Below are 21,701 nucleotides of genomic sequence, written 5' to 3' on the forward strand. Positions count from 1 at the left end.
ATCCCTTTATTTCGGAATGCGAAATGAATACAACAAAAAAAGAGGCCACCAGCTGGCTGGTACGCCTCTTTTCGTCATGTAAAAAGGCGCATGTTGACAAATACGCAACATACGCCTTGATTCATCCGATCAATTGGAACATACGAGTTCCTTTTCAATGACCAATGAAGGTGTAATTGTCACGTGAATCAACCCATTCATGCAGTTTGATTTCATTCTTCCAATGTTGCACATGACATTTCCTCCTTTTGGCTCTTGAATCTTTTTTTATCTTATAGTGGCTGTCACCATTTTGTCAATAAATATTTTTCAATAAATGAAATTTTCTAACAAAAATCAATCTCCCTTATGTGTATCTTTTTCTATTAACGGGTATACCATGAGTGTAAAGACTCCTTTTGAAAGGAATGAGGACATTGTTTCAAGCTGATCGGATGGTCGTTGCATTTGATGGACATGAAGACAGTAAGAAAGCATTAAAGAAGGCAATCGCTTTAGCCAAAACCTTGCATGCCAAGCTGACCGTTGCCTATGCCCATGATGGCAAAACAGGCAGACAGGTGTTTGATGCACCGCGCCCAATGACTGGCGGAGCTTATATCGGCGGCGGTACGGCAGATCTTCAAACACCCCCTGTGTATGTGCCTCATGATGAACAGCAAAGTCCCTTGATTTTTGAAGACCATACAGAAGAGGTCGTTGCGGAAGCAAGAATGCTTTTAAATGAGGAACAGTTTGAGGCTGCCATTGAAATTGTAGAAGGAGAACCAGCGGAAGCGATTATCGAATTTGCTGAGGAAATATCAGCAGACCTCATCGTCATGGGAGCACGTGACCAAAGCAGATTGAAAAAAATGCTATTTGGCAGTGTGAGTGAAAAGTTATCAGCAAAATCAGATATACCTGTGCTTATTGTGAAATAAATGCATCACAAAAGGCTGTAAACTAATGTTTACAGCCTTTTTTATTTATGAAGAGATCGATGCTTCACTTTCATGTTTAATTTTTTGCTGGAAGCCTTCCTGTACGCGCTTTGTCAGCTTGCCTGGAACACCTTCCCCTACTGGCGCACCATCTATTTCAACAATCGGAATGACTTCAGCCGTCGTCGAGCTGATGAAGATTTCCTGAGCGCGCAGCAGTTCTTCTTTGCTTATTCGATTTTCTTCAACAGTACATCCTTCTGCCTCACATACCTCCAGCAGCTTTCTACGGGTAATGCCGTTTAAAATGAGATTGTTTGCAGGGTGAGTACGAATCACGCCATCAATCACAGCATATACATTCGAGGAGGTTCCCTCGGTCACAAAACCGTCTCTTATCAGGATTGCTTCAAACGCACCAGCTTCAGATGCTTTCTGCTTTTCCATGATGTTATATAAAAGATTTAAGCTTTTGATATCACACCTTAACCAGCGAAGATCCTCAGATAATATGGCCTTTGCACCAGCTTCCTGCTCTTGAACAGGCTTTTTCACCTGGAACGTATATGCCGTGATTTGAGGAGTAAGAGTATTACTATATTGATGTTTACGAGGGGCGACACCCCGCGTGACTTGAATATACACACCGCCATCTGCCAATTGATTGTGAGCGACGAGCTGTTGTAACTTTTCTTCCATATCAGATACTGTACCTTGCAGATGAATACCAATTTCCTTTGCACTCTTGAACAAACGCTCTGTATGCTCCTTTAACGTAAACAAAGTACCATCGTATACACGGATGACCTCATAGACTCCGTCCCCAAATTGATAGCCTCTGTCCTCAATATCAACATGTGCATCCTTTTTTTCAACGAAATCTCCATTGTACAATACTTTCATATGGAATCTCCCCTTCGCTTTACAATAATGGTTGAATCTGATGCTATCTTAGCGGATAAATGAGTACGTTTCAATGATTATTCAGAATTATTTCACATCATATGAAATGGATAACTTTCTATTGTAACAAATATAGATTCATAACCAAAAAGATTCCAATTTTTTAGCATCTTCTATATTCATAGGCTCTTTTTTCCTGTATACTGACACCATATAAACATGACAAAAAACAGCGGAAAAAGACAGAATCCACTACATGATTCGACACAAATTTTTGATTTATTGGAGCGATTGTAATGCAACGGGTTAAAAAAAAACAGACACCTTCAAACACAATGCTGCTCTCAAAAGCGATTGGTTTTGTCATCCTGACACTGATCCTCTTTTTTATTTGGGATATGTCCAAAACCAATATGCAGGCAGCAGATCAGCCGGCGAAATTGTCTGCGAGCAGTCAATTTAGGGACACAAGCACTAGTATGAAAGCAAAAGATGCTTCTAGGAAAACATTAGATGCACATTTTAAGATCGATTCAAATAAACATATAACGGATCAAACAATCTTTTTAACCTTTGATGATGGGCCATCAGCGACTTCAAATCAGCTGTTAGATGTGCTAAAAGCGCATCAAGTGAAGGCTACATTCTTTATGCTCGGGCCGCAGATTAAAGAACACCCGGCAGCTGTGAAAAGACTCCATCAAGAAGGTCATCAATTAGGGCTTCATGGTATTACCCATGATGTGAAACGCTTTTATCAAAAAAGTGATTCTCCTGTTAACGAGATGAAGGAAGATCAGCGCATTTTGGCTTCTGTCACAGGTGAGTATACCCATCTTGTAAGAACACCTTATGGCAGCACCCCAAATTTAACCGATCAGCAAAAAGCACGTTTAAAACAAAAAGGCTTTGTGTACTGGGACTGGACCATTGACAGTCTTGACTGGAAATATAAAAGCTCAAAATATGTACCAGAGGTATTAAATCAACTGCAAGTGCTGGAGACAAAATATCCAAAAGAACCAAAAATCATCTTAATGCATGATCAGCCGGCGACGGCAAAATACTTAAGCAGCTTAATCACGCAGCTAAAGGCAAAAGGCTATACATTTGAAGTTCTTGATGAAACAATGAAGCCGCTGCAGCAATAAAGAAAAACCCGCACCTTTAGGATGCGGGTTTTTTAATGATTTATAAAGCTTTCACGAGATCGCCAATTCGCTCATGAAAGACAAGATCAAAAAGCGGATCGAATTCTGTTTCACTCAAATTCATCATCACCATGAAGATGGAAGAATCGTGAGCTGCATCTTCTGGAATATATCTTGCTGGCGCTACTTCTAGGGAAGTCCCCATGACGAGCAGCATGTCCGCTTTCTGAAGTGATGTCTCCACTTGGTCTAAATGTTTGACCATATCTCCAAAAAGAACAACATCTGTTTTTAGCACACGTCCACACGTACTGCCGTCAGAGAAAACCCTTTGACAGACCGGCACCGCTTCTTTTAACAAATACGGCAAATCATATACCGCCTGGCACGATGGACAAGTAGCTGTTTGAATGGAGCCATGGAGTTCATATACGCGCTGGCTTCCCGCCTTTTTATGAAGACCATCAATATTTTGGGTGAAAATATCCACATATTTCCCTTGTTGCTCAAGGCTGGCTAAAAAGATGTGCCCGCTATTTGGCTCGTATTCCCCGCTCATTTTCATCTGAAACAATTCCTTAAATTTCGGCCAAAATTGATGAGGATTTGATAAAAAGTAGGACCGGCTCATCGCCTCCATGCGAGAAGTATCTTCCGTCCACAATCCACCCGTTGATCTAAAATCAGGAATACCCGATTCTGTACTCATACCTGCACCTGAGAGTACTGTGATATGTGAAGCCTGCGATATTCTCTCTCTTAGCGCTTCCACCTTTTTTTGATCCACGTACCATTCCTCCTTTATTCACCCAGCTGTTTCTCGCCTTTTTGTTTCATATAAATGGTCTGTCCAGGGAAAGCAAATTCTACACCTTCTTCGTGGAAAATATCTATGATGCGATAGTTAATGTCCTGCTTAATATCAAGGTTTTCAGACCAAGCTGTCGTGTTTGTATAAAAGTTGAAAAACAAGTTCAAATAGCTGTCTGCCAATACATCGAGATTCACCATAATCGTCTCCTTATGCACACCATCATGCTCGTGAAGCATCTGTTTGAGACGCTTAATACACTGATCAATGTTTTCCTTTGGTGTATTGTAGGAAACGCGAACAGAAAACGTAATCTGACGTTTATTCATTCTCGTCCAGTTTGTGATCGGCTCCTTAGAAAGCGTAGAATTCGGAACGGTCACAACGGCTTCAGCAGGTGTTCGAAACTTTGTGCTTCGAAATGTAATATCTTCAACAGTCCCAAGAACACTTGGTGTCTCCACAAAGTCGCCCATCGTAAAAGGCTTCTCTGTAATAATGACAATCCCTCCAAAAAAGTTAGCCACTGTATCCTGAGCGGCAAGCGCAAAGGCTAGACCACCTAAACCAAGACCTGCCACAAGTCCATTGACATCATAATTAAATTCTTGTGCAATGATACTAATACTTAGTGCGATAATAATGAAACGAAGTACCTTTGATAAAAACGGTGCTAAAATATCATCCATTTCTAATTCAAATTTCGAATTGACCTTTTGAAATAAGAAGGAAGATGCTGCGGTTAAATTACAAAGTCCCCACGTCAGCATCAAAATAATGGAGGATCTATACAATTTAATGATGACATCCATATGATGCTCAAAGTATGGTGCCTGTCTTAACGCAAAATATAAACCAAGTGCCACGAAAAACAGCCTGGCTGGTTTTTCAAATGCCACAACGATTTGGTTAATGACCTCCGTCTTAGACCGATTTGTCAGCCTAAACAGAAGTTGAAATAAATACTTCGTAAATACTTTCCGAAGCAATAAAAAAAGCAATAAAATACAAAGGCTAATTCCAATTTGGATCGCAATATCTACTGTAAAATATGTATCCATCCATTTTTGTGTAAACATGTCTGTCTCTCTCCTTTAAAACAATCCTCTCTAGTTTATAATATAACCTTCGTTCATGTCCTCTCTTAAATGTCTGACCTCTACATAAAAAGCCTCGGGAATAATCCCGAGGCATGATGTTCAAATATGAAATTTTGGCTAGAGACATATCGACGGGCAGCAAACTACTTTTTCTTCTGAGCCTGATCAAGGAGAGTCGCTTTAAACATTTCAGCATCCGTTTCGACCTTAATACGTTCTTCCACTCTAATTCTCCCTTTACCCAATCATCTCGCCTCCTTTTCATCATTATAAAACATCAGAATTTTCAGTCAACATGACGAAAGCACTAATATTTTGACGAACACTGACGATTTGGACAAAATTGATCGAAGAAAAAATGATGTAGTTCAGATTTACTCAATAAGAGCTTGGGATATTCCTGCAACTTTTCACCTTTCATACACGATGCTTCTCACCACATGCCATGTTCCATTACATACAGCTCTCCCTCGTTCCATATAGTAAAGAAGGAAAAACAGCAAAAATTTGATATGATAAGACCAGAACTTATGTCAGGAGCTGGAGCATGTGTATATTATCGCGCATAGAGGGTCATCAAGCGCTGCCCCAGAAAATACAATGGCCGCATTTGATTTAGCTGTTCAGCAGGGTGCGGATTATATTGAGTTAGACGTCCAGCTAACAATGGATCAGCACATAGCCGTCATCCATGATGATACCGTTGATCGAACGACTAACGGAAGCGGATTAGTGAAAAGTTATACACTTGATCGGCTGAAGAAACTGGATGCAGGAAGCTGGTTTGGTTCTCAGTACGCCAACGAACGAATTCCCACCTTACAGGAAATCCTTGAAAGATACAGTCAGCGTGTCGGGATACTGATTGAGATCAAGCATCCAAAACGGCAGATTGGGATTGAAAAGGCAGTTGTCGACATCATCAACCGGTTTGCCTATTCCCGTCACATCATGGTTCAATCTTTTGATGCCTATGCCCTTCAAAGAGTCAAAGCTTATGCCCCTTCTCTTCGAACAGCTTTTATTATAAAACCCTCTGCCTTCAAACTGACGAAAAGGAAATTAGCGGAGTACAGCTCCTTTGCGGATTGCCTTAATATGAAGAAAACGATGATCAACAGATGGTGGATTGATCGCATCCACTCATTTGGAATGGATGTCTTTATATGGACAGTGAAAGACCAAAAAACAGCCGACAGGATTAAAACATACCCCATTGATGGAGTGGTGACGGATCACCCGCCATTTTTTCTAAAGGAGAAATGATGTAAATGAAAGCATATCTCGCCGTATTTATCGGTGGACTGGTTGGTACCCTTTGCAGATATGAACTTAGCCAGTCCGTTGTCAGCCACACATTCCCCTATGCAACGCTGATTGAAAACATTACAGGCAGTCTGCTTCTTGGCTTTTCAACAGGGTATTTTATGTTTCGGAAGGGAAAAAAATATCTTGCTGCTTTAATCGGAACAGGATTTTGCGGTGGTTTTACGACAATGTCCACTTTTTCTAAAGAAACAGTTCTCTTATTACAGGATGGACTGTTTACATCAAGTGTCATGTATATTCTACTCTCAGTGATTGCTGGAGTGGGCGCTGCCTTATGTGGACTGATTACCGCTCAGCGCCTCTTTCAACAAAATGAGCAGCCGAAAGGAAGCAGATAAATGATTGTATTTTATACAGCTGTTGCTGGCGGGATGGGCAGTGCCCTTCGTTTTTTCCTCAGTCAATCGATTCAGAAAACCAAGTTTCATACTCGTTTTCCGTATAGTATTATTCTCATCAACTTACTCGGCGCAGCCGGTTTAGGTTTACTGACAGGTGCAGTGACTGACAATGATCCGGTGCTTATGATCATTGGGACTGGTTTTTTCGGTGGTTTTACAACATTCTCTACATTTAGTGTAGAGGCTGCGTCCATGCTACATGAGCGGCAAATTGGACAGCTTGCTGTCTACTTATTGGTTACAATCATCGGGTCTTTATGCCTCTTTGCTGCGTTTTATCAAATAGGACAGCATCTTTTTAAATATTGGTGATGGCGGCTAAGCTGATGAGCAGCTGATCCATGAGCTGGCGCTTCATCAAAAAGAGTGTTTTTTCACTATAGCCGATTTCCATTGCACATTTTGCCATCCGCCAATCTCGAAAATATTTGTAATCGATGAGCTGCTGCTCTATTTCATCCAACTCTTTTAATGCCGTTTCAATACAAGCAACGATGAGTTCATACTGACTTTTTTGCTCTTCTAACTTTTTCCGTGTCATGTGGTCGAGATGATGCGGGCTTCTTTTTTCAAGCTGCCTTTCGATATTTAAGATCGCTGCTTGATAATTTTTGAAATTCTTTAAATGAAACTCAATTCGTTTCATTGATGTTTTTTTCTCCGTGATACTTGCTGTTTCATACCAAAGCATGTCCATCCCCCTTTATCGAACGTTTGTTCTCATTATATACCGAACACACATTCGTTTAAAAGAGACTAAATACCTAAAAAACCTTGAGCTTATTTTTCGCTCAAGGTCATTTCGTTTACTAGCAGCGGCTCCTTTATATCAAGCCCAGTGCGTGCACTGCCTTTTTCTGCCGATGTGATGCCTTTTTTCAAATCAATCTTTTTAACGTAACGTCCATCCATTTCCAGCACTTTCATTCGAATATCATCAAGATAGACGGATTGTCCTTCTCTGATATCAATATTCTCTTTTAAGATAAGCCCGCCGATTGTATCAATTTCCTCATCATAATATGAAATCTCGATCAAATCTTGAATTTCATCTAATCTCACTTTGCCATCTAAAACATAATGATGGTCGGCTCTTTTTTGAATAACTGGCTGCTCATCTTCATCGAATTCATCTCGAATATCACCGACAATCTCTTCTAAAATATCTTCCGTTGTGACAAGTCCAGACGTTCCACCATATTCGTCAGTTAAGATCGCCATATGCATTCGATCACGCTGCATCTTGACGAGAAGCTCTTGAATAGGAATCGTGTCGATGACCTCAATCACTGGATATATATAATCTTGAATTTTCAGTTGATCTTTTTCTCCTTGATATACAAGATCTGCAAAGAGCTGCTTTTTGTTCAGCATGCCGATAACATGGTCTTTATCTCCTGAAAACACAGGAAAACGAGTATACTTTTCCTGCGTCATGATGGCGAGGATATCATCTAACGGCATATCTTCTGGAATCGCACAAATTTCTCTCCGCGGTATCATGATCTCTCTGGCAATTCGATTATCGAAATCGAAAATCTTGTTCATATAATTATATTCTGATGGGTTGATTTCCCCATTTTTTAAACTCTCAGATAATAAAATCTTCAATTCCTCTTCAGAATGGGAATGTTCTTTTTCAGACCCCATATCGATGCCCATCATTTTAGTTAACAAACGGGCTGACCCGTTTAACACATAAATGAACGGGAACATAAGGATATAAAATGCATGCAGTGGGCCTGACAGCCATAGCGTCATTTTTTCTGCCTTTTGAATGGCAAGCGTTTTTGGCGCAAGCTCACCTACAACTACATGCAAAAAGGTAATAATAGAGAACGCAAGTGTTGCTGAGATCAGGCTGATTGCTGAATCAGGAATGTTTGTCAAACCAAAACCTCGAACCAAAAGTTCTTTCACAGCCGGCTTACCAATCCACCCTAAACCAAGGGATGTCACTGTAATACCGAGCTGACAGGCTGACAAATATTCATCTAGCCTTGATGTCACCTTTTTCGCCATGATGGCCTTTTTGGACCCTTCGGCAACAAGCTGATTAATTCTTGAACTTCTCACCTTTACTATGGCAAATTCAGATGCAACAAAGAAAGCTGTTAAAGCAATCAAAACACCGACTATACTCAGATTAACAATATCGTCCATTTAACCTTGCTCTTTCTTAGAAGAACAAGGAGTCACCTCCTGATTGATGTGTTATGTTTTGCAAAACGGTTAACTGATTAAATAAGACTACATTGAGGGCCCCACTTAACCACCTCCGGTTCACGTAAAATTCCGCCTCTCTACATATATATGAAACGGTATTCATTTTATCTTACCATAAATAATCTGAAAATTCCTGTATCATCATGCTGTTTTTGACATGACTGACTAAATTGAGGGAAATCCTCCTCTGTTTCTTCTTATTGGCAGGAATATGAACAATTAACTTGTGTTTCAGACTAGAATTATATTAAACTATTTTCATAAACTATAACGTGACGGTTAGGAGGAGATGTTCAGATGGGGCTGAGAAAAAGTATCGTATTGGTGAACTAGCACAGATTGCACAGGTGACGAAACGAACTGTAGATTATTATACAAATCTAGGTTTGCTTGCGCCTGTTAGATCATGCTCAAATTATCGTTATTACGATGAATATGCTTTAAAACGATTACAATTAATCGTTCTTTGCAAACAGCAGAGATTGGCTCTTTCTGACATCAAATCCAGATTAGATGAACAATTCCCTTCTCAAAAGGAAGATCATGATGAACTTGTCCATTTAACCTCTGATATCGATCGGATGAATGAGCATATGGACCGCATTTTGGCACGTTGTAAGCAGCTTCAGCCAGAACAACGTGAAAAACTAAAAGAGCAGCTTACTCCTGAAAAAATGACGGCTGTCCAATCATTTTTACTGCTGTTAAGTTAAAATTTTTACTAAACAGGAGGTGTTACCTTCGTTCTCAAAGTCAGAACGAAGGCCTTAATTGGACATAGTTAATTTACTCATAGTTGCTTTACTTATAGCTTTAACCGCATTTTTCGTTGCATCAGAGTTCGCGATCATTCGCTTAAGAAGCTCAAGAATTGATCAGTTAATCGCAGAAGGTAATAAAACAGCAGTTGCTGTCAAGCATGTAACGACTCACCTTGATGAGTACCTATCAGCTTGTCAGCTTGGTATTACCATTACCGCTCTTGGAATTGGTTGGTTAGGGGAAGAAACAATTGCGCATATGCTTGCTCCACTATTTGTAGAGCTGTCGATTCCTCAATCAGCTAGTTCTATTGTCACTTTTATTATTGCGTTTAGTATCATGACGTTTTTACACGTTGTTGTTGGAGAGCTTGCACCAAAAACACTCGCCATTCAAAAGGCGGAGCAAGTATCCCTTCTATTTGCTAGACCACTGATGATCTTCTACAAAGTGATGTTCCCGTTCATTTGGGTATTAAATGGATCTGCTCGTTTGTTAACGAAAGCGTTTGGTCTTCAGCAAGTATCTGAGCATGATATGGCGCACTCTGAAGAAGAATTGCGGATTATTTTATCAGAAAGCTATAAAAGCGGCGAGATTAACCAGTCTGAATTCAAATATGTAAATAAAATTTTTGAATTTGATGACCGTCTGGCGAAAGAAATTATGATTCCTCGTACCGAAGTTGTCAGCTTTCCTCATGATATTACCATTGAGGAAATGCTGAAGGTAACAAAGGTAGAGAAATATACACGTTATCCAATTGAAGATGGCGACAAAGACAACATTATCGGTGTTCTAAACATTAAAGAGGTTCTCACTGCCTGCATTAGTGGTGAGTGTTCTACAAGCGATACGATCGAAAAGTTTGTAAATCCGATTATTCATGTGATTGAAACGGTTCCTGTTCATGATTTACTGCTCAAAATGCAGCGTGAACGTGTACACATGGCCATTTTATCAGATGAATATGGCGGTACAGCAGGTCTTGTGACCGTTGAAGACATCCTTGAAGAAATCGTTGGTGAAATTCGTGATGAGTTCGACATTGATGAAATCAACGAAGTGCGTAAACTTGGAGAAGACCATTACATCTTTGATGGCAAGGTCCTTGTTGATCAAGTCAACCTGCTATTAGGTATACAGCTTGATAATGAAGAGGTCGACACAATCGGTGGCTGGTTCCTTACTCAGAAATATGAAGTAGAGAAAAATGACGCCATTCGTGAACAAGGCTATGAATTTATCATTAATGAAGTCGATGGACACCATGTGGCATACATCGAAGTAAAAAAGTTAAATGAACAATTATTAGAAGCAGCTGAAGAAGGCGCTTCTTAATAAGAAAAACGACCCTTGCCTAAGCAAGCGGTCGTTTTTCTTATGACTTTTCGATTAATTGAGCTTCTAGCTCTTTGATTCTTGTGTTTAATACTTCCGTCATGGCACCTAATCTTTCTTTTGGCGGGAGATGGTCAAATTCAGACAGTTCAATCGGTTCACCGATGATTAAGCGCATTTTCCCTTTTTTGAAAAGACTTTTCGCATTTGAAGGCCCTTTATATGCGGCTGGAACAATTGGCGCTTTACCGAGCTGCGCAATGGTCACTGCCCCTCTTTTTAAAGGAACATCCTCTGTTGTACGTGTTCCGCTTGGAAAAATCCCAACGATCTTTCCCTCTTTTAATAATTTAATGGGCGTTTTAATACTGCTTGGCCCAGGGTTCTCTCGATCAACTGGAAAGGCATGAATCTTTTTTAAAAATCCACCGATCCATTTATTCGCAAACAATTCTTTTTTCGCCATGTAATGGATCTCAAACGGAAGAATTCCTGCGCCTAATGCAAGAACATCAACAAAACCCTCATGTGTACAAGCAATGACAAACCCCCGATCAGTTGGCAGATTCTCTTTTTGATATACTTTGATTCCACCTCGGAGACCAAATATTAATTTGACGGTATAGCCTGAAAATTTATACATAGTGCACTTCCTTTGTTTGAAGAATGAAGGATTTGTCTCTATTATAACAAATTTTTTATTACCTGGTACTAAAAATTTATGAGCAGCCCAATCCTCCCTGTCTTTTTCGTTTAAAATGAACGTTCTGACTGTATTCAAGCACATAGTTTTAGGGGAGAATAGAATAGGAATTGTGTCCAATTTTGTCGTTTTTCGATGTTTTTTCCTGATTTGTTCTATTGAAAATACTTTATAAATGATGCAAATTTCGCTATGATAAGGAGAAATGATTTTGATTCGGCGAAAGAAATGAGTAATGTACGGTAATGAGAAGTTTCGTGCAACTTTATGCCTTTCTTATGCGTGTATAACATAGAGGGGAGAAAAATCAGTGACGATCGATGAAATTTATCAAATGTATATGAACGATGTTTACAGGTTTCTGCTCTCCATGACAAAAGACAAACATTTGGCAGAGGACTTATTGCAGGAAACCTTTATGCGTGCGTATATACATATTCATTCCTACGACCATAGCAAAGTGAAACCTTGGTTATTTCAGGTGGCACGAAATGCTTTTATTGATTATGTCAGGAAACATAAAAAAGAAGTGACCATATCGGATGACCTCATTGGCGGTCTTTTACAAACGTCTGTACAAAGCCCTGCTGAACAGGTTGAAATAAAGGAAGTCCTCACCATGTATTTGGAGCAGCTTCCAGATAACTACAAGGAAGCGTTGACATTGTATTATTTAAAAGAACTAAATTACAAGGAAGCATCCAAGGTCATGAATATTACTGAAGCAAATTTTAAAAGTGTTTTATTTCGTGCAAGGCAGCGCCTAAAAGCACTTTACAACAGAGGTGTTAATGATGAATGAAGAGTTTAACAAGCGATGGGAAAAATATAATAATGGTGAGATGAATGAGGAAGAAATGATAGCGTTTGAGGAAGAGCTTGAAGAAAACGAAAAACGCTTAAGCCAGGAACTGAACGACTCGGATTGGACAGATTTTTCCATCAGCCCTGAGAAGCAAAAAGCCATTTTACAATACGGAAAAAGAAAGTCATATTTACGTATTTCCGTACTTGCTGTCATATCGACACTCATTATTTTACCGCTTTGTACATTAGGAAGTTATCTATACTACGGCGTTGGCGGAGCCGAGAGCAAAGGCAATCACTTCATGGAAACAGCCGCTGTCACCGTCGCTTTGACCAAACCAAACGTGGCTATAGATATGAAGGATTTAAAAGGTCAGGTCAAACTTTTTGGAATGAACACCGAATTGAAGCTGCAAAAACAAATTGGCAATAAAACAGAAGCCATTGGCAGTGAACAAATCGAGATGTTTTTCGATAAATTAAAGCAGCCTACTATCTCTTATTATGGTGACAGCGCACGCGAAACGGAAGGTTTCTTTACTCATCCTTCGGCGCAGGCAGATGCCTCAAAAAAACAAACACTCACTACGTTAGACAAGCTTCCTGAAGGAACAGTAAGTGAAGTGTATGTATCCTATGACAAAGCTTACACACCAAAGGATGTTTATTCCTTTGCTAAAAAATACGATATGAAAGTGCTGTGGAATGCGATTAAAACAGAGGATTCATTAAGTGGAAATCAGCGGCCAATCGGCTTTCCTGGGAAAGACTCTGAATTTTTAAAAGAGCTTCAGCACACATCCAAAACTGAGGTAGATCAATTCAAAGATGCCCTTGCTTATGTCAATCAGCACCCGACCTGGGCAACAACGATCTCTGGCAGACCTGATCTTGATCTGTCTAATCGTATACGCTATATCGATCAAAATGGCGTCACGGTTTATGGCTCTGTGGTCACTGGACCTTCTAAAGAAATTGAGAAATTTGTGAAGACAAAACGCATTAAAACGGCAAAAGTGAGCGAGGTGGAATTATGGAATTGGTAAGAATCTTTAAAGAGCATAATGTATTTGGCTGGATTTCTGTCGGCACAGCGATATTATCTCTGCTCATGCTAAACCTCGCCATTATCAGCAACGTGACATTTTATTCTTTTCAAATGCTTCCTTTTGCAATGGCCGCAGTTCCATTTGGCATTATTGAACTGTTCATTAAAAAAGGCCGTACGGGTCCAGGTTTCCTCGGTGTCGTACTGAACATCTTTGTCATTGTTTGTGTCTATGCGATCGTATCAATCGATGTCGATCTTCAGTTAGGTTTTTAATCAGTACTCAAAAGCAAAAGCCCGTGTTACTTGACTGCACCAAGTAGCACGGGCTTTTTTAATTTATTTTTTATTCAATTCTGAGTGCTTTCTTGAATATAAGAAATACACAATCAGCCCAATGGCAAGCCAGATTAAGAAACGAACAAAGGTAATTGCACCAAGCTTATAAATAAGCAATCCGCAAGATAGAATAGCCAAGATCGGAATAAGCGGAACTGCTGGGCATCTGAATGCTCTCGGTAAGTCCGGCTGCGTTTTTCTCATCACAATGACCGCCACTGAAATCAAAATGAATGCTGAAAGTGTCCCGATGTTCACTAGGCTTGCCAGCTCATCAAGTGGAATAAACCCCCCCATTAATGCTGACAATGTACCGAAAAACAGTGTATTGATGTAAGGTGTTTTATGCTTTGGATGAACCTTTGATAGAACCTTCGGCACCAAGCCATCACGAGACATAGCAAACATCACGCGTGTCTGGCCGTACAGCATGACAAGCATCACGGTTGTCATCCCTAGAATCGCTCCGACATCGACAATACCAGCCACCCAGTTTTGTCCGGCTACTTGTAAAACGAGAGACACTGGATGTGATACTCCTTCAAAATTCATGAAAGGAACGATGCCCGTCATAATTGCACTAACGACAACATAAAGCAGCGTACAAATCAATAAGGAAGTAATAATCCCTCTAGGCAGGTTGCGTGATGGATTTTTTGTCTCCTCTGCCGCGGAAGCTACTGCATCAAACCCGATAAATGCAAAGAATACTAGGGCTGCTGCACTTAAGACCCCTGATGTCCCAAATGGAACGAATGGTGTCCAATTTTCAGGTTTTACATATTTTACAGCGACTAAAATAAAGAGCAGAATCACAGCGATTTTCATAATAACCATGATGTTATTTACTCGTTTTGATTCTTTAATACCAAAGTACAGCAGGAAGGTGATGACCATTAAAATAATAAATGCAGGAAGATTAAAATATGTCACTTGCCCCTTTAAACCACCTGGTGCTGCTGTTAATTCAACTGGTATATGAATCCCTATCCCATTTAAAAATGACACAAAATAGCCTGACCAGCCCGCTGAAACGGCACTAGCGGCCAGCATATATTCTAATATTAAATCCCAGCCAATGATAAACGCTAGAAATTCTCCCATTGATGCATACGTAAATGTATATACAGATCCTGATACAGGCACTGTGGAAGCAAATTCCGCATATGACAGTGCTGCAAACAAACAAGCAAGACCTGCGATGACAAATGATAGAACAAGTCCTGGCCCCGCAGTGACGGCTCCTGTACCTGTCAGAACAAATATCCCTGTCCCAATTATGGCTCCAATGCCAAGCATGGTTAAATCAAATGAACCCAATTCCTTTTTTAACGCTTTTTCCCCTTGTGTTGCCGCAATGAGCTCTGAAATGCTCTTTTTTCTAAACAACGAATTGCTCATACCATCACTCCCAAAACTTAGTATCAGTCTAAAGACGCCACAATCATATAATTAACATTATTTTCTGAATATTTAGATTAAGTTTAGCACAATAAATTGGTGGCGTAAAATTATTATATACGAAAATTAAAAAATGAAAACACTTTTTAAAAAATAGAGTGGAAATTCTTATATATCAACGAAATGTTTGTCAATAAGTGGGTTAGATTTTCTCCGTTCCTTATTCAATTGATAGCTTGTCTTTCTCTATTTATTATACAACATAGAAGATTATATTTTTTTAGTATACTTATTATGCAACAAAAATAAGACCCATTTTTTAAAAACGGGCCCACAATTATGTTATTTTAAAGTCTTTAGACTGATAGCGAACTATGATAAAAGACCAGTTATGCGGCACAAATGATATATGAAAAAATAGACTGCTTCATAGCAGTCTATTAAAATGAATTAGTTTACAAATGTTTTCGCTCCAAGATAAATTGGCTTCCAATAGCTTGACGTCATATCACTGATCGTTACACCGTCAGAAGCAGCATGGATAAACTTGTTGTTCCCAAGGTAGACACCCATGTGAGATGGACCCGATTTATACGTTGTAAAGAAGACAAAATCTCCAACCTTTGGTTTGGATACACTTTTCATCGATCCCCAGAAGCCTTCAGTTGTTTGTCTTGAAATCTTTTTTTGTTTGTTAATGATATACCACATAAATCCGCTGCAATCAAAGCCCTTCGGAGTCGTTCCACCCCATCTATATGGTGTACCGTTCTGCGCTTTAGCATCTGCTATGAGCTTAGACGTGTTTAAGGAAGAAGTAGAGACTGTTTTTTCTTTTACAGGTTTCGTCTTTACTTTAGACGTCTTTTTCACCTTTAGCTTTTGCCCGATTTTAATGAGGTCTGTTTTAAGTTTATTTAACGATTTCAGCTCTTTCACAGTCATCCCATATTTTTTGCCAATCTTCGATAATGTATCGCCTTTGACAACTTTATGAGTGGCAGTCGCTGAAGCCGTTTTTACTTTTGTTGTTGTTTTTGATGTTTTCACTGCTTTTTTCGAAGAAGTGCCATTCACTTTTAAGGTTTGTCCAACATAAATTACGTTAGATTTCAGCTTATTGTCTGATTTAATTTTGCTCACGCTTGTTTTGTATCTTTTCGCTAGAACAGAAAGAGAGTCACCTTTTTGAACTTTTACTGATTGTGCTGAGGCAGCTCCGGCAAATAATGTCGTCCCAAGTAGAACTGCACTTGCAGCTGTGATCAATTGTTTTTTCATTTGTTCCTCCTGTATGTATCTATCTGATCCGATTTTTTATCTACTCCCTATTATAAGGATCAAATACCAGAAGAAATAGTCTTGACTTCCTACGACATTATGCTTATTAATTCGGCAAAATTTATTTTTTTTTAGGGTTCTTTTTATTTCATTTTCATTACACAATCATGACAAAATAATCGTATCTTGTCATGGTAAATGATACATTCATTTCTCTTTTTGGTTCATTCTATGTAAAGTGGACCTTTACAATTTTAAAGTGAACTTTACGATGCTGTAAAAAGGAATCCACACTTCTGCTCTACCATTGTAAACGTAAGAGCGATACATAAACAATGAGGAGGCAAAATGAATGAGTGTGTTGAAAAACTCAAAAACGAAAATCGCTGCAGTGGCAGCAGCATCTGTTCTATCGATTGGCATTTTTTCAGGGATTGAATTTGGACAAGCTGACAAAGCTGAGGCTAAAAAGAAGCCAAAAAATGATGTACAAAATGTGATCGTGCTGATTGGAGATGGCATGGGAACACCTTATCTTTCAACTTACCGCTCATTTAAACACAACGGTGACCTTTCAAAGCAAACAGCGTTTGACCCTTACCTCACTGGCATGCATAAAACATACCCTGACGACTCTAAAAGTAACATTACCGATTCAGCAGCGGCTGGTACAGCCATGGCCACTGGTAAAAAGACATACAACAATGCCATTGGTGTAAATAAAAACGGCAAAAAATTAAAAACTGTTTTAGAAGAAGCCAAACGCAAAGGAAAATCGACGGGTCTTGTCGTGACATCTGAATTAACAAATGCCACGCCTGCTGCGTATGCAACTCACAATGTGTCTAGGAAAAACACAGCAGCCATCGCTGATGATTTCTTCGATGAGAAAATTGGAAAACAGCATACAGTCGATGTCATGCTTGGCGGAGGACTTGTCGATTTTGTCCGGAAGGATCGTGATCTGACGAAAGAATTCAAAAAAGCGGGTTATGATTATGTCACCAATAAAGCCGCCTTACAAAAAAACAAAAATCAAAAGGTGTTAGGCATTTTTGCTGATGGAGGTCTAGATAAAGCCATCGATCGTGATAAAACGACTCCTTCCCTGCAAGATATGACATCTTCAGCCATCAAACAGCTGTCTAAAAACAAAAAAGGATTTTTCCTTATGGTTGAAGGCAGTCAAATTGACTGGGCTGGACACGATCATGATATTGTCAGTGCGATGAGCGAAATGAAGGATTTTGAGAAAGCATTTGAAGAAGCGATTCGTTTTGCGAAAAAAGATAAAAACACGTTAGTCATCACGACAGCAGATCATTCAACTGGCGGACTTTCCTTCGGAGCAGACGGTTCAGGCAGCTGGGATTACAAACCGGTCAAAGCAGCAAAAAAGACGCCTGACTTTATCGCAAACAAAATTGTCAATGGCATGCCTGTTGAGTCAGCGCTGAAACAATATATCAATCTTGATTTCACAAAAGAGGAAACAGCCGCCATTCAAAAGGCCGCTGAAACAAAGGATGCTGTTAAAATTGATGATGCGATTGAAGAAGTGATCAACACGAGATCACATACAGGCTGGACCACATCAGGTCATACCGGTGATGAAGTTCCATTCTATGCATATGGTCCAACAAGTGAGCAGCTAAAAGGTCTGATGGAAAACACCGATCAAGCAAAACACATTTTCAAACTGCTGAAAAACCAATAAAACGAGCAAAAAAGATGTCTGCTAAGAGACATCTTTTTTCGTCTTTTTTTATGCGAGATATTTCCTATGAACCCCTTTTCCATCATAAGAAAACATGACTTCTTTTCCTTCAAGAACTGACTCGATATGCACACTTCTTCCCCATAGCTGATATAAATACGGCAGGACTTTTTCTAAGTATTTCAGATCAAGTTCAATGCCTTCATACCAATGCTTGATATAAAGTTCATTATTTTTTAAATAGTCGCCATCAATCACGGTCAAATACGGAAAGCCGCCATTCACTCTCATGCTGACTAACTGATCACGTACCGCCTTCCATTCTTTATCAATGACTTTATAATCTCTCCCCTGCTTTTGAAACAAGTACAAGTCTTCTCTCATCACAAGGTCTTTCGTTAAGTAGTTTCGAATAAAGGAAATATCCGATTCAATTTCCCTGACTTCAAACATTTTGCTACGGCCAGATCCTTCTGTGACCCCTGCTTTTTTTAATTCTTCACACGGGTTGTCATAGCGCTCTTCGATATCTTCAAAAATCTTCAGCCCTAAATAGTAAGGATTGATGCCTGTTTTAGATGGCTGCACCACACCTGCATTTAATTTTGCAAACTCTATCGATTCACTTGTATCCAAATCAAGCTCCCGCATAATCCGCTGGTGCCAATACGATGCCCAGCCTTCATTCATAATCTTTGTTTCCAGCTGCGGCCAAAAATAGAGCATTTCTTCTCTCAGCATAGTAAGAACATCCCGCTGCCAAGGCTCTAGCTCCCGGGAATGCGCCTCAATAAAGAGTAAAATATCCTTTTCCGGCTTTGGCGGAAATTGCTTGACGGCTTTCTTTTTCTCACGCCTCTTCGGCTCATCCATTCCCCACAAATCATCATAAGGCGTTTGACGTTTTGGTTTATCATCTTCATATTCTTCATCGTCCATACTCCAGCTTAATTTTGATCGAACAAGAGACGGATCAATATGCTCTTGGATAGCCAATACCGCGTCTAAAAAGGATTCGACTTCTTTCGTTCCGTGGATATGCTCATATTCTTTGATCCGCTCTGCCGCTGCTGACATGCTTTCGACCATATCTCGTTTTGTATTTTGGAAACGGCAATTATTTTTGAAGAAATCACAGTGTGCCAATACATGAGCCACAATTAATTTATTTTGAACAAGCGTATTGTTATCAAGTAGAAAGGCGTAACAAGGATTTGAATTGATCACCAGCTCATAAATTTTACTTAACCCTAAATCATAATGAAGCTTCATTTTATGAAATTGCTTCCCAAAGCTCCAGTGGCTAAATCGTGTTGGCATTCCATATGCACCGAACGTATAAATAATTTCCGCGGGACAGATTTCATACCTCATCGGATAAAAATCTAGACCAAATCCTTCTGCAATTTCTGTAATTTCATCAATCGCTCTTTGTAAAAGACGTTTTTCAGATACGCTCAAGGAAACCATCCCTCCTCATCGGACTTATCCCTACTATATGAGCGTATGTAAAAAAACATGATGTTCCCCCAACCGTTTAGACGACTTCCATTTCTTTCGTGGATTGCCCGCCGAATGCTTCGAAATGAATATGGTCTGCTGGAATTCCCTGCTCTTTTAGAATATGAATGATCTCCTGTGTAAACACCGGGGAACCGCATAGATAAAATTGGCCTTTCCCTTCTCCGATCACCGATTGAAGAAATGGACGATCAATGCGGGAAGCCGCTTTCTCAACAAGCTCTCCCTTTCCAGACTGCGTAAATTGTTCATTACATAGAATGATGCGCCCATAGGCAGCTGAAGCTAAAACGCGTTCAAACTCATTTTCAAAAGCGATGACATCCTCTAATCGATCAGCATGAATCATCGTAAATGTCTGGCTGTTTTGTGCCGCAGTTTTCACTAAACCAATCATTGGTGTGACACCAGATCCAGCACTGATGAAATAAACAGGCTCATTTATGTCATCTTGCAAGCAGAACATTCCCTGCGGCATACTCACTTGAAGAACGTCCCCTTCTTCCATTTCATCATGCAAAAATGTGGACACATGACCATCACGCTTCACTGTAATACGGTAATAAGATGGATGATGTTCGTCTGATAAGCTGTATTGTCTGCTGCACATATAGGCTTCTCCTGGCATATCTGTCTGAACCGTAATGTATTGCCCTGCTTTATACATTGGCAGCTCTGATTCATCTTCTGGTACTAAATAAAAGGAGATAAGTGATGGAGATTCTTGCTTCTTTTTCTTTATCACAAACGGCTTCACATCTGCCCATCCGCCTGTCTGCTTCACATTTTCATCTATCATTTCTGCTTCAATGGTAATGAAAATATTCGCAATGATGTCATATGCAGCTTTCCACGCTAATAGAGTGTCATCTTCTTCTCTTAAACCAAACACATCTTTCATCGCTTCAATCAAATGATATCCGACAATTGGGTACTGCTCTTTTTTGACCATGACACTGACATGCTTATGGGCAATTTGTTTGACCGCAGGAAGTAATTCCTCTAATCGATCAATGTGCAGTGCAGCTTGATATAGTGTCGCAGCAAGTGCCTCTGGCTGACTTCCGTTCATAAGATTCGTTTTATTAAATTGATTGAGCAGCTCCGGGTGCTGGCGAATCATATTTTGATAAAAAACGGTGACAAGTTTGGTTCCCTCGGCTTTTAGTAGAGGAGCTGATTGCTTTATTGCATTCAATTGATCTGTAGATAACATCGTCATTCCTTCTTTCAAAAGAAGTATTTTAAATACATCTTTATCGTAATGGAAGACAGTCTCTAAAAGCAATATTTATAATACATGTTTTAAATGTTGTCACATTTCACACTTTCTCGAACAGTTTTTGTCTAAAATGTGTTACGATGATACAAAACTCTATTAGGTTTAGAGGTCGTCAAAATGAAACTTACGAATTACACAGATTTCTCACTAAGAGTACTCATTTATTTAGCATCAAGAGAAAACAATGAACTGTCAAATATTCAGCAGATTGCCGATGTTTATGACATTTCTAAAAATCATCTGACGAAGGTGATTTATCATCTTGGAAAACGCGGGTATGTAGACACGATTCGCGGAAGAAATGGCGGGATCAGGCTTGGAAAAAGCCCAGAAAGCATTAACATTGGAGAGGTTGTCCGTTATACAGAGGATGATTTAGTCATGGTTGAATGCTTTGATCCAAAGAAAAATGGCTGCATCATCTCCCCGATTTGTTCATTAAAGCATGTACTTCATGAAGCACTCACTGCTTATTTAAGCGTTCTTGACCGATACACACTAAAAGATTTAACACAAAACAAAGATGCTCTCAGGGAGCTCCTGCTTTAAGACGAAAGAATTTTATTCTTTCGTCTTTTTCTTTACCTTCTTGTAATAATAATTTATTTAAAATTATTATAAATAAATATTGACTATCATGTTTGATTCAATATAA

Annotated in this window: 23 protein-coding genes; 12 read left to right on the forward strand and 11 right to left on the reverse strand. The window is 39.5% G+C overall.

Annotated elements, in window-relative coordinates; genetic code table 11:
* The first annotated feature begins 416 nt into the window (after positions 1 to 416).
* Complete coding sequence (locus ACP69X_RS09390; protein ID WP_041089619.1) at positions 417 to 923, forward strand: universal stress protein; 507 nt, start codon at positions 417 to 419, stop codon at positions 921 to 923.
* 45 nt (positions 924 to 968) lie between these two features.
* Here the strand turns inward: ACP69X_RS09390 and dat are convergent, their stop codons facing one another.
* Complete coding sequence (gene dat / locus ACP69X_RS09395; RefSeq protein ID WP_075611096.1) at positions 969 to 1,826, reverse strand: D-amino-acid transaminase; 858 nt, start codon at positions 1,824 to 1,826, stop codon at positions 969 to 971.
* A gap of 296 nt (positions 1,827 to 2,122) precedes the next feature.
* Here dat and ACP69X_RS09400 point away from each other — a divergent pair, with 296 nt between their 5' ends.
* Positions 2,123 to 2,977: a polysaccharide deacetylase family protein gene (locus ACP69X_RS09400; RefSeq protein ID WP_041089616.1), complete on the forward strand. Its 855-nt coding sequence runs from the start codon at positions 2,123 to 2,125 to the stop codon at positions 2,975 to 2,977.
* 40 nt (positions 2,978 to 3,017) lie between these two features.
* Here ACP69X_RS09400 and ACP69X_RS09405 read toward each other — a convergent pair whose 3' ends face one another.
* The 3 genes from ACP69X_RS09405 to ACP69X_RS09415 form a co-directional block, all read right to left on the reverse strand.
* Positions 3,018 to 3,764, reverse strand: coding sequence for an NAD-dependent protein deacylase (locus ACP69X_RS09405; RefSeq protein WP_269104027.1), 747 nt, complete (start codon positions 3,762 to 3,764; stop codon positions 3,018 to 3,020).
* A gap of 14 nt (positions 3,765 to 3,778) precedes the next feature.
* The gene (locus ACP69X_RS09410; protein ID WP_039177507.1) at positions 3,779 to 4,867 is read right to left on the reverse strand and encodes a mechanosensitive ion channel family protein; all 1,089 of its coding nucleotides are present in this window, start codon (positions 4,865 to 4,867) and stop codon (positions 3,779 to 3,781) included.
* A 164-nt stretch (positions 4,868 to 5,031) separates the two neighbouring features.
* Positions 5,032 to 5,133 carry a YhdX family protein gene (locus ACP69X_RS09415; RefSeq protein ID WP_008359843.1) on the reverse strand — a complete coding sequence of 34 codons (102 nt, stop codon included), beginning with the start codon at positions 5,131 to 5,133 and terminating at the stop codon, positions 5,032 to 5,034.
* Positions 5,134 to 5,437: 304 nt separating this feature from the next.
* Between ACP69X_RS09415 and ACP69X_RS09420 the strand changes: the two genes are divergently transcribed.
* The 3 genes from ACP69X_RS09420 to crcB (ACP69X_RS09430) are packed head-to-tail and all read left to right on the forward strand — an operon-like array spanning position 5,438 to position 6,930.
* Entirely contained in the window at positions 5,438 to 6,154 is a 717-nt protein-coding gene (locus ACP69X_RS09420) for a glycerophosphodiester phosphodiesterase (protein WP_041089612.1), read from the forward strand.
* A gap of 5 nt (positions 6,155 to 6,159) precedes the next feature.
* Positions 6,160 to 6,555: a fluoride efflux transporter CrcB gene (crcB, locus tag ACP69X_RS09425; RefSeq protein ID WP_041089610.1), complete on the forward strand. Its 396-nt coding sequence runs from the start codon at positions 6,160 to 6,162 to the stop codon at positions 6,553 to 6,555.
* Positions 6,556 to 6,930 (forward strand): fluoride efflux transporter CrcB, encoded by a 375-nt coding sequence (gene crcB, locus ACP69X_RS09430; protein ID WP_041089608.1) that lies wholly within the window; start codon positions 6,556 to 6,558, stop codon positions 6,928 to 6,930.
* On the opposite strand, the gene ACP69X_RS09435 is transcribed toward crcB (ACP69X_RS09430), so the two are convergent.
* Both ACP69X_RS09435 and ACP69X_RS09440 read right to left on the reverse strand, forming a co-directional pair.
* Positions 6,917 to 7,309, reverse strand: a complete 393-nt coding sequence (locus tag ACP69X_RS09435; protein ID WP_034282242.1) for a hypothetical protein — start codon at positions 7,307 to 7,309, stop codon at positions 6,917 to 6,919. The genes crcB (ACP69X_RS09430) and ACP69X_RS09435 overlap by 14 nt on opposite strands.
* 89 nt (positions 7,310 to 7,398) lie before the next feature.
* Positions 7,399 to 8,781, reverse strand: coding sequence for a hemolysin family protein (locus tag ACP69X_RS09440; protein WP_075611094.1), 1,383 nt, complete (start codon positions 8,779 to 8,781; stop codon positions 7,399 to 7,401).
* A 335-nt stretch (positions 8,782 to 9,116) separates the two neighbouring features.
* Here ACP69X_RS09440 and ACP69X_RS09445 point away from each other — a divergent pair, with 335 nt between their 5' ends.
* Together ACP69X_RS09445 and ACP69X_RS09450 are read left to right on the forward strand one after the other, a co-directional pair.
* The gene (locus tag ACP69X_RS09445) at positions 9,117 to 9,557 is read left to right on the forward strand and encodes a MerR family transcriptional regulator (protein WP_034667702.1); all 441 of its coding nucleotides are present in this window, start codon (positions 9,117 to 9,119) and stop codon (positions 9,555 to 9,557) included.
* A 58-nt stretch (positions 9,558 to 9,615) separates the two neighbouring features.
* Positions 9,616 to 10,947 (forward strand): hemolysin family protein, encoded by a 1,332-nt coding sequence (locus ACP69X_RS09450; RefSeq protein WP_039177491.1) that lies wholly within the window; start codon positions 9,616 to 9,618, stop codon positions 10,945 to 10,947.
* 40 nt (positions 10,948 to 10,987) lie between these two features.
* Here ACP69X_RS09450 and ACP69X_RS09455 read toward each other — a convergent pair whose 3' ends face one another.
* Complete coding sequence (locus tag ACP69X_RS09455; protein ID WP_039177489.1) at positions 10,988 to 11,590, reverse strand: lysophospholipid acyltransferase family protein; 603 nt, start codon at positions 11,588 to 11,590, stop codon at positions 10,988 to 10,990.
* Between the two features lie 370 nt (positions 11,591 to 11,960).
* On the opposite strand from ACP69X_RS09455, the gene ACP69X_RS09460 reads away from it, so the two are divergent.
* From ACP69X_RS09460 to ACP69X_RS09470, 3 genes are read left to right on the forward strand one after another with little or no spacing between them, the layout of a single operon-like run.
* Positions 11,961 to 12,452 (forward strand): sigma-70 family RNA polymerase sigma factor, encoded by a 492-nt coding sequence (locus ACP69X_RS09460; protein ID WP_024425287.1) that lies wholly within the window; start codon positions 11,961 to 11,963, stop codon positions 12,450 to 12,452.
* The gene (locus ACP69X_RS09465) at positions 12,445 to 13,503 is read left to right on the forward strand and encodes an anti-sigma factor (protein WP_041089604.1); all 1,059 of its coding nucleotides are present in this window, start codon (positions 12,445 to 12,447) and stop codon (positions 13,501 to 13,503) included. The genes ACP69X_RS09460 and ACP69X_RS09465 overlap by 8 nt, the downstream gene beginning before the upstream one ends.
* Positions 13,491 to 13,781, forward strand: a complete 291-nt coding sequence (locus tag ACP69X_RS09470) for a hypothetical protein (RefSeq protein ID WP_024425288.1) — start codon at positions 13,491 to 13,493, stop codon at positions 13,779 to 13,781. Before ACP69X_RS09465 ends, ACP69X_RS09470 begins: the two co-directional genes overlap by 13 nt.
* Positions 13,782 to 13,844: 63 nt before the next feature.
* Here the strand turns inward: ACP69X_RS09470 and ACP69X_RS09475 are convergent, their stop codons facing one another.
* Both ACP69X_RS09475 and ACP69X_RS09480 read right to left on the reverse strand, forming a co-directional pair.
* The gene (locus ACP69X_RS09475; protein ID WP_041089603.1) at positions 13,845 to 15,245 is read right to left on the reverse strand and encodes an amino acid permease; all 1,401 of its coding nucleotides are present in this window, start codon (positions 15,243 to 15,245) and stop codon (positions 13,845 to 13,847) included.
* Between the two features lie 450 nt (positions 15,246 to 15,695).
* On the reverse strand, positions 15,696 to 16,526 hold the full coding sequence (locus ACP69X_RS09480; protein WP_025093318.1) for a C40 family peptidase: 831 nt from the start codon (positions 16,524 to 16,526) through the stop codon (positions 15,696 to 15,698).
* Between the two features lie 352 nt (positions 16,527 to 16,878).
* Here ACP69X_RS09480 and ACP69X_RS09485 point away from each other — a divergent pair, with 352 nt between their 5' ends.
* Positions 16,879 to 18,243 carry an alkaline phosphatase gene (locus tag ACP69X_RS09485; protein WP_426052629.1) on the forward strand — a complete coding sequence of 455 codons (1,365 nt, stop codon included), beginning with the start codon at positions 16,879 to 16,881 and terminating at the stop codon, positions 18,241 to 18,243.
* Positions 18,244 to 18,291: 48 nt separating this feature from the next.
* On the opposite strand, the gene ACP69X_RS09490 is transcribed toward ACP69X_RS09485, so the two are convergent.
* Positions 18,292 to 19,713, reverse strand: a complete 1,422-nt coding sequence (locus ACP69X_RS09490; RefSeq protein WP_423359408.1) for a SpoVR family protein — start codon at positions 19,711 to 19,713, stop codon at positions 18,292 to 18,294.
* Between the two features lie 67 nt (positions 19,714 to 19,780).
* Positions 19,781 to 20,980 (reverse strand): globin domain-containing protein, encoded by a 1,200-nt coding sequence (locus ACP69X_RS09495; RefSeq protein WP_426052630.1) that lies wholly within the window; start codon positions 20,978 to 20,980, stop codon positions 19,781 to 19,783.
* Between the two features lie 183 nt (positions 20,981 to 21,163).
* On the opposite strand from ACP69X_RS09495, the gene ACP69X_RS09500 reads away from it, so the two are divergent.
* Positions 21,164 to 21,595 (forward strand): Rrf2 family transcriptional regulator, encoded by a 432-nt coding sequence (locus tag ACP69X_RS09500; RefSeq protein ID WP_426052631.1) that lies wholly within the window; start codon positions 21,164 to 21,166, stop codon positions 21,593 to 21,595.
* Positions 21,596 to 21,701 lie beyond the last annotated feature (106 nt).

The sequence above is a fragment of the Bacillus sp. DC4300-2b2 genome (assembly GCF_049895685.1).
Taxonomy (GTDB): Bacteria; Bacillota; Bacilli; order Bacillales; family Bacillaceae; genus Bacillus; species Bacillus safensis.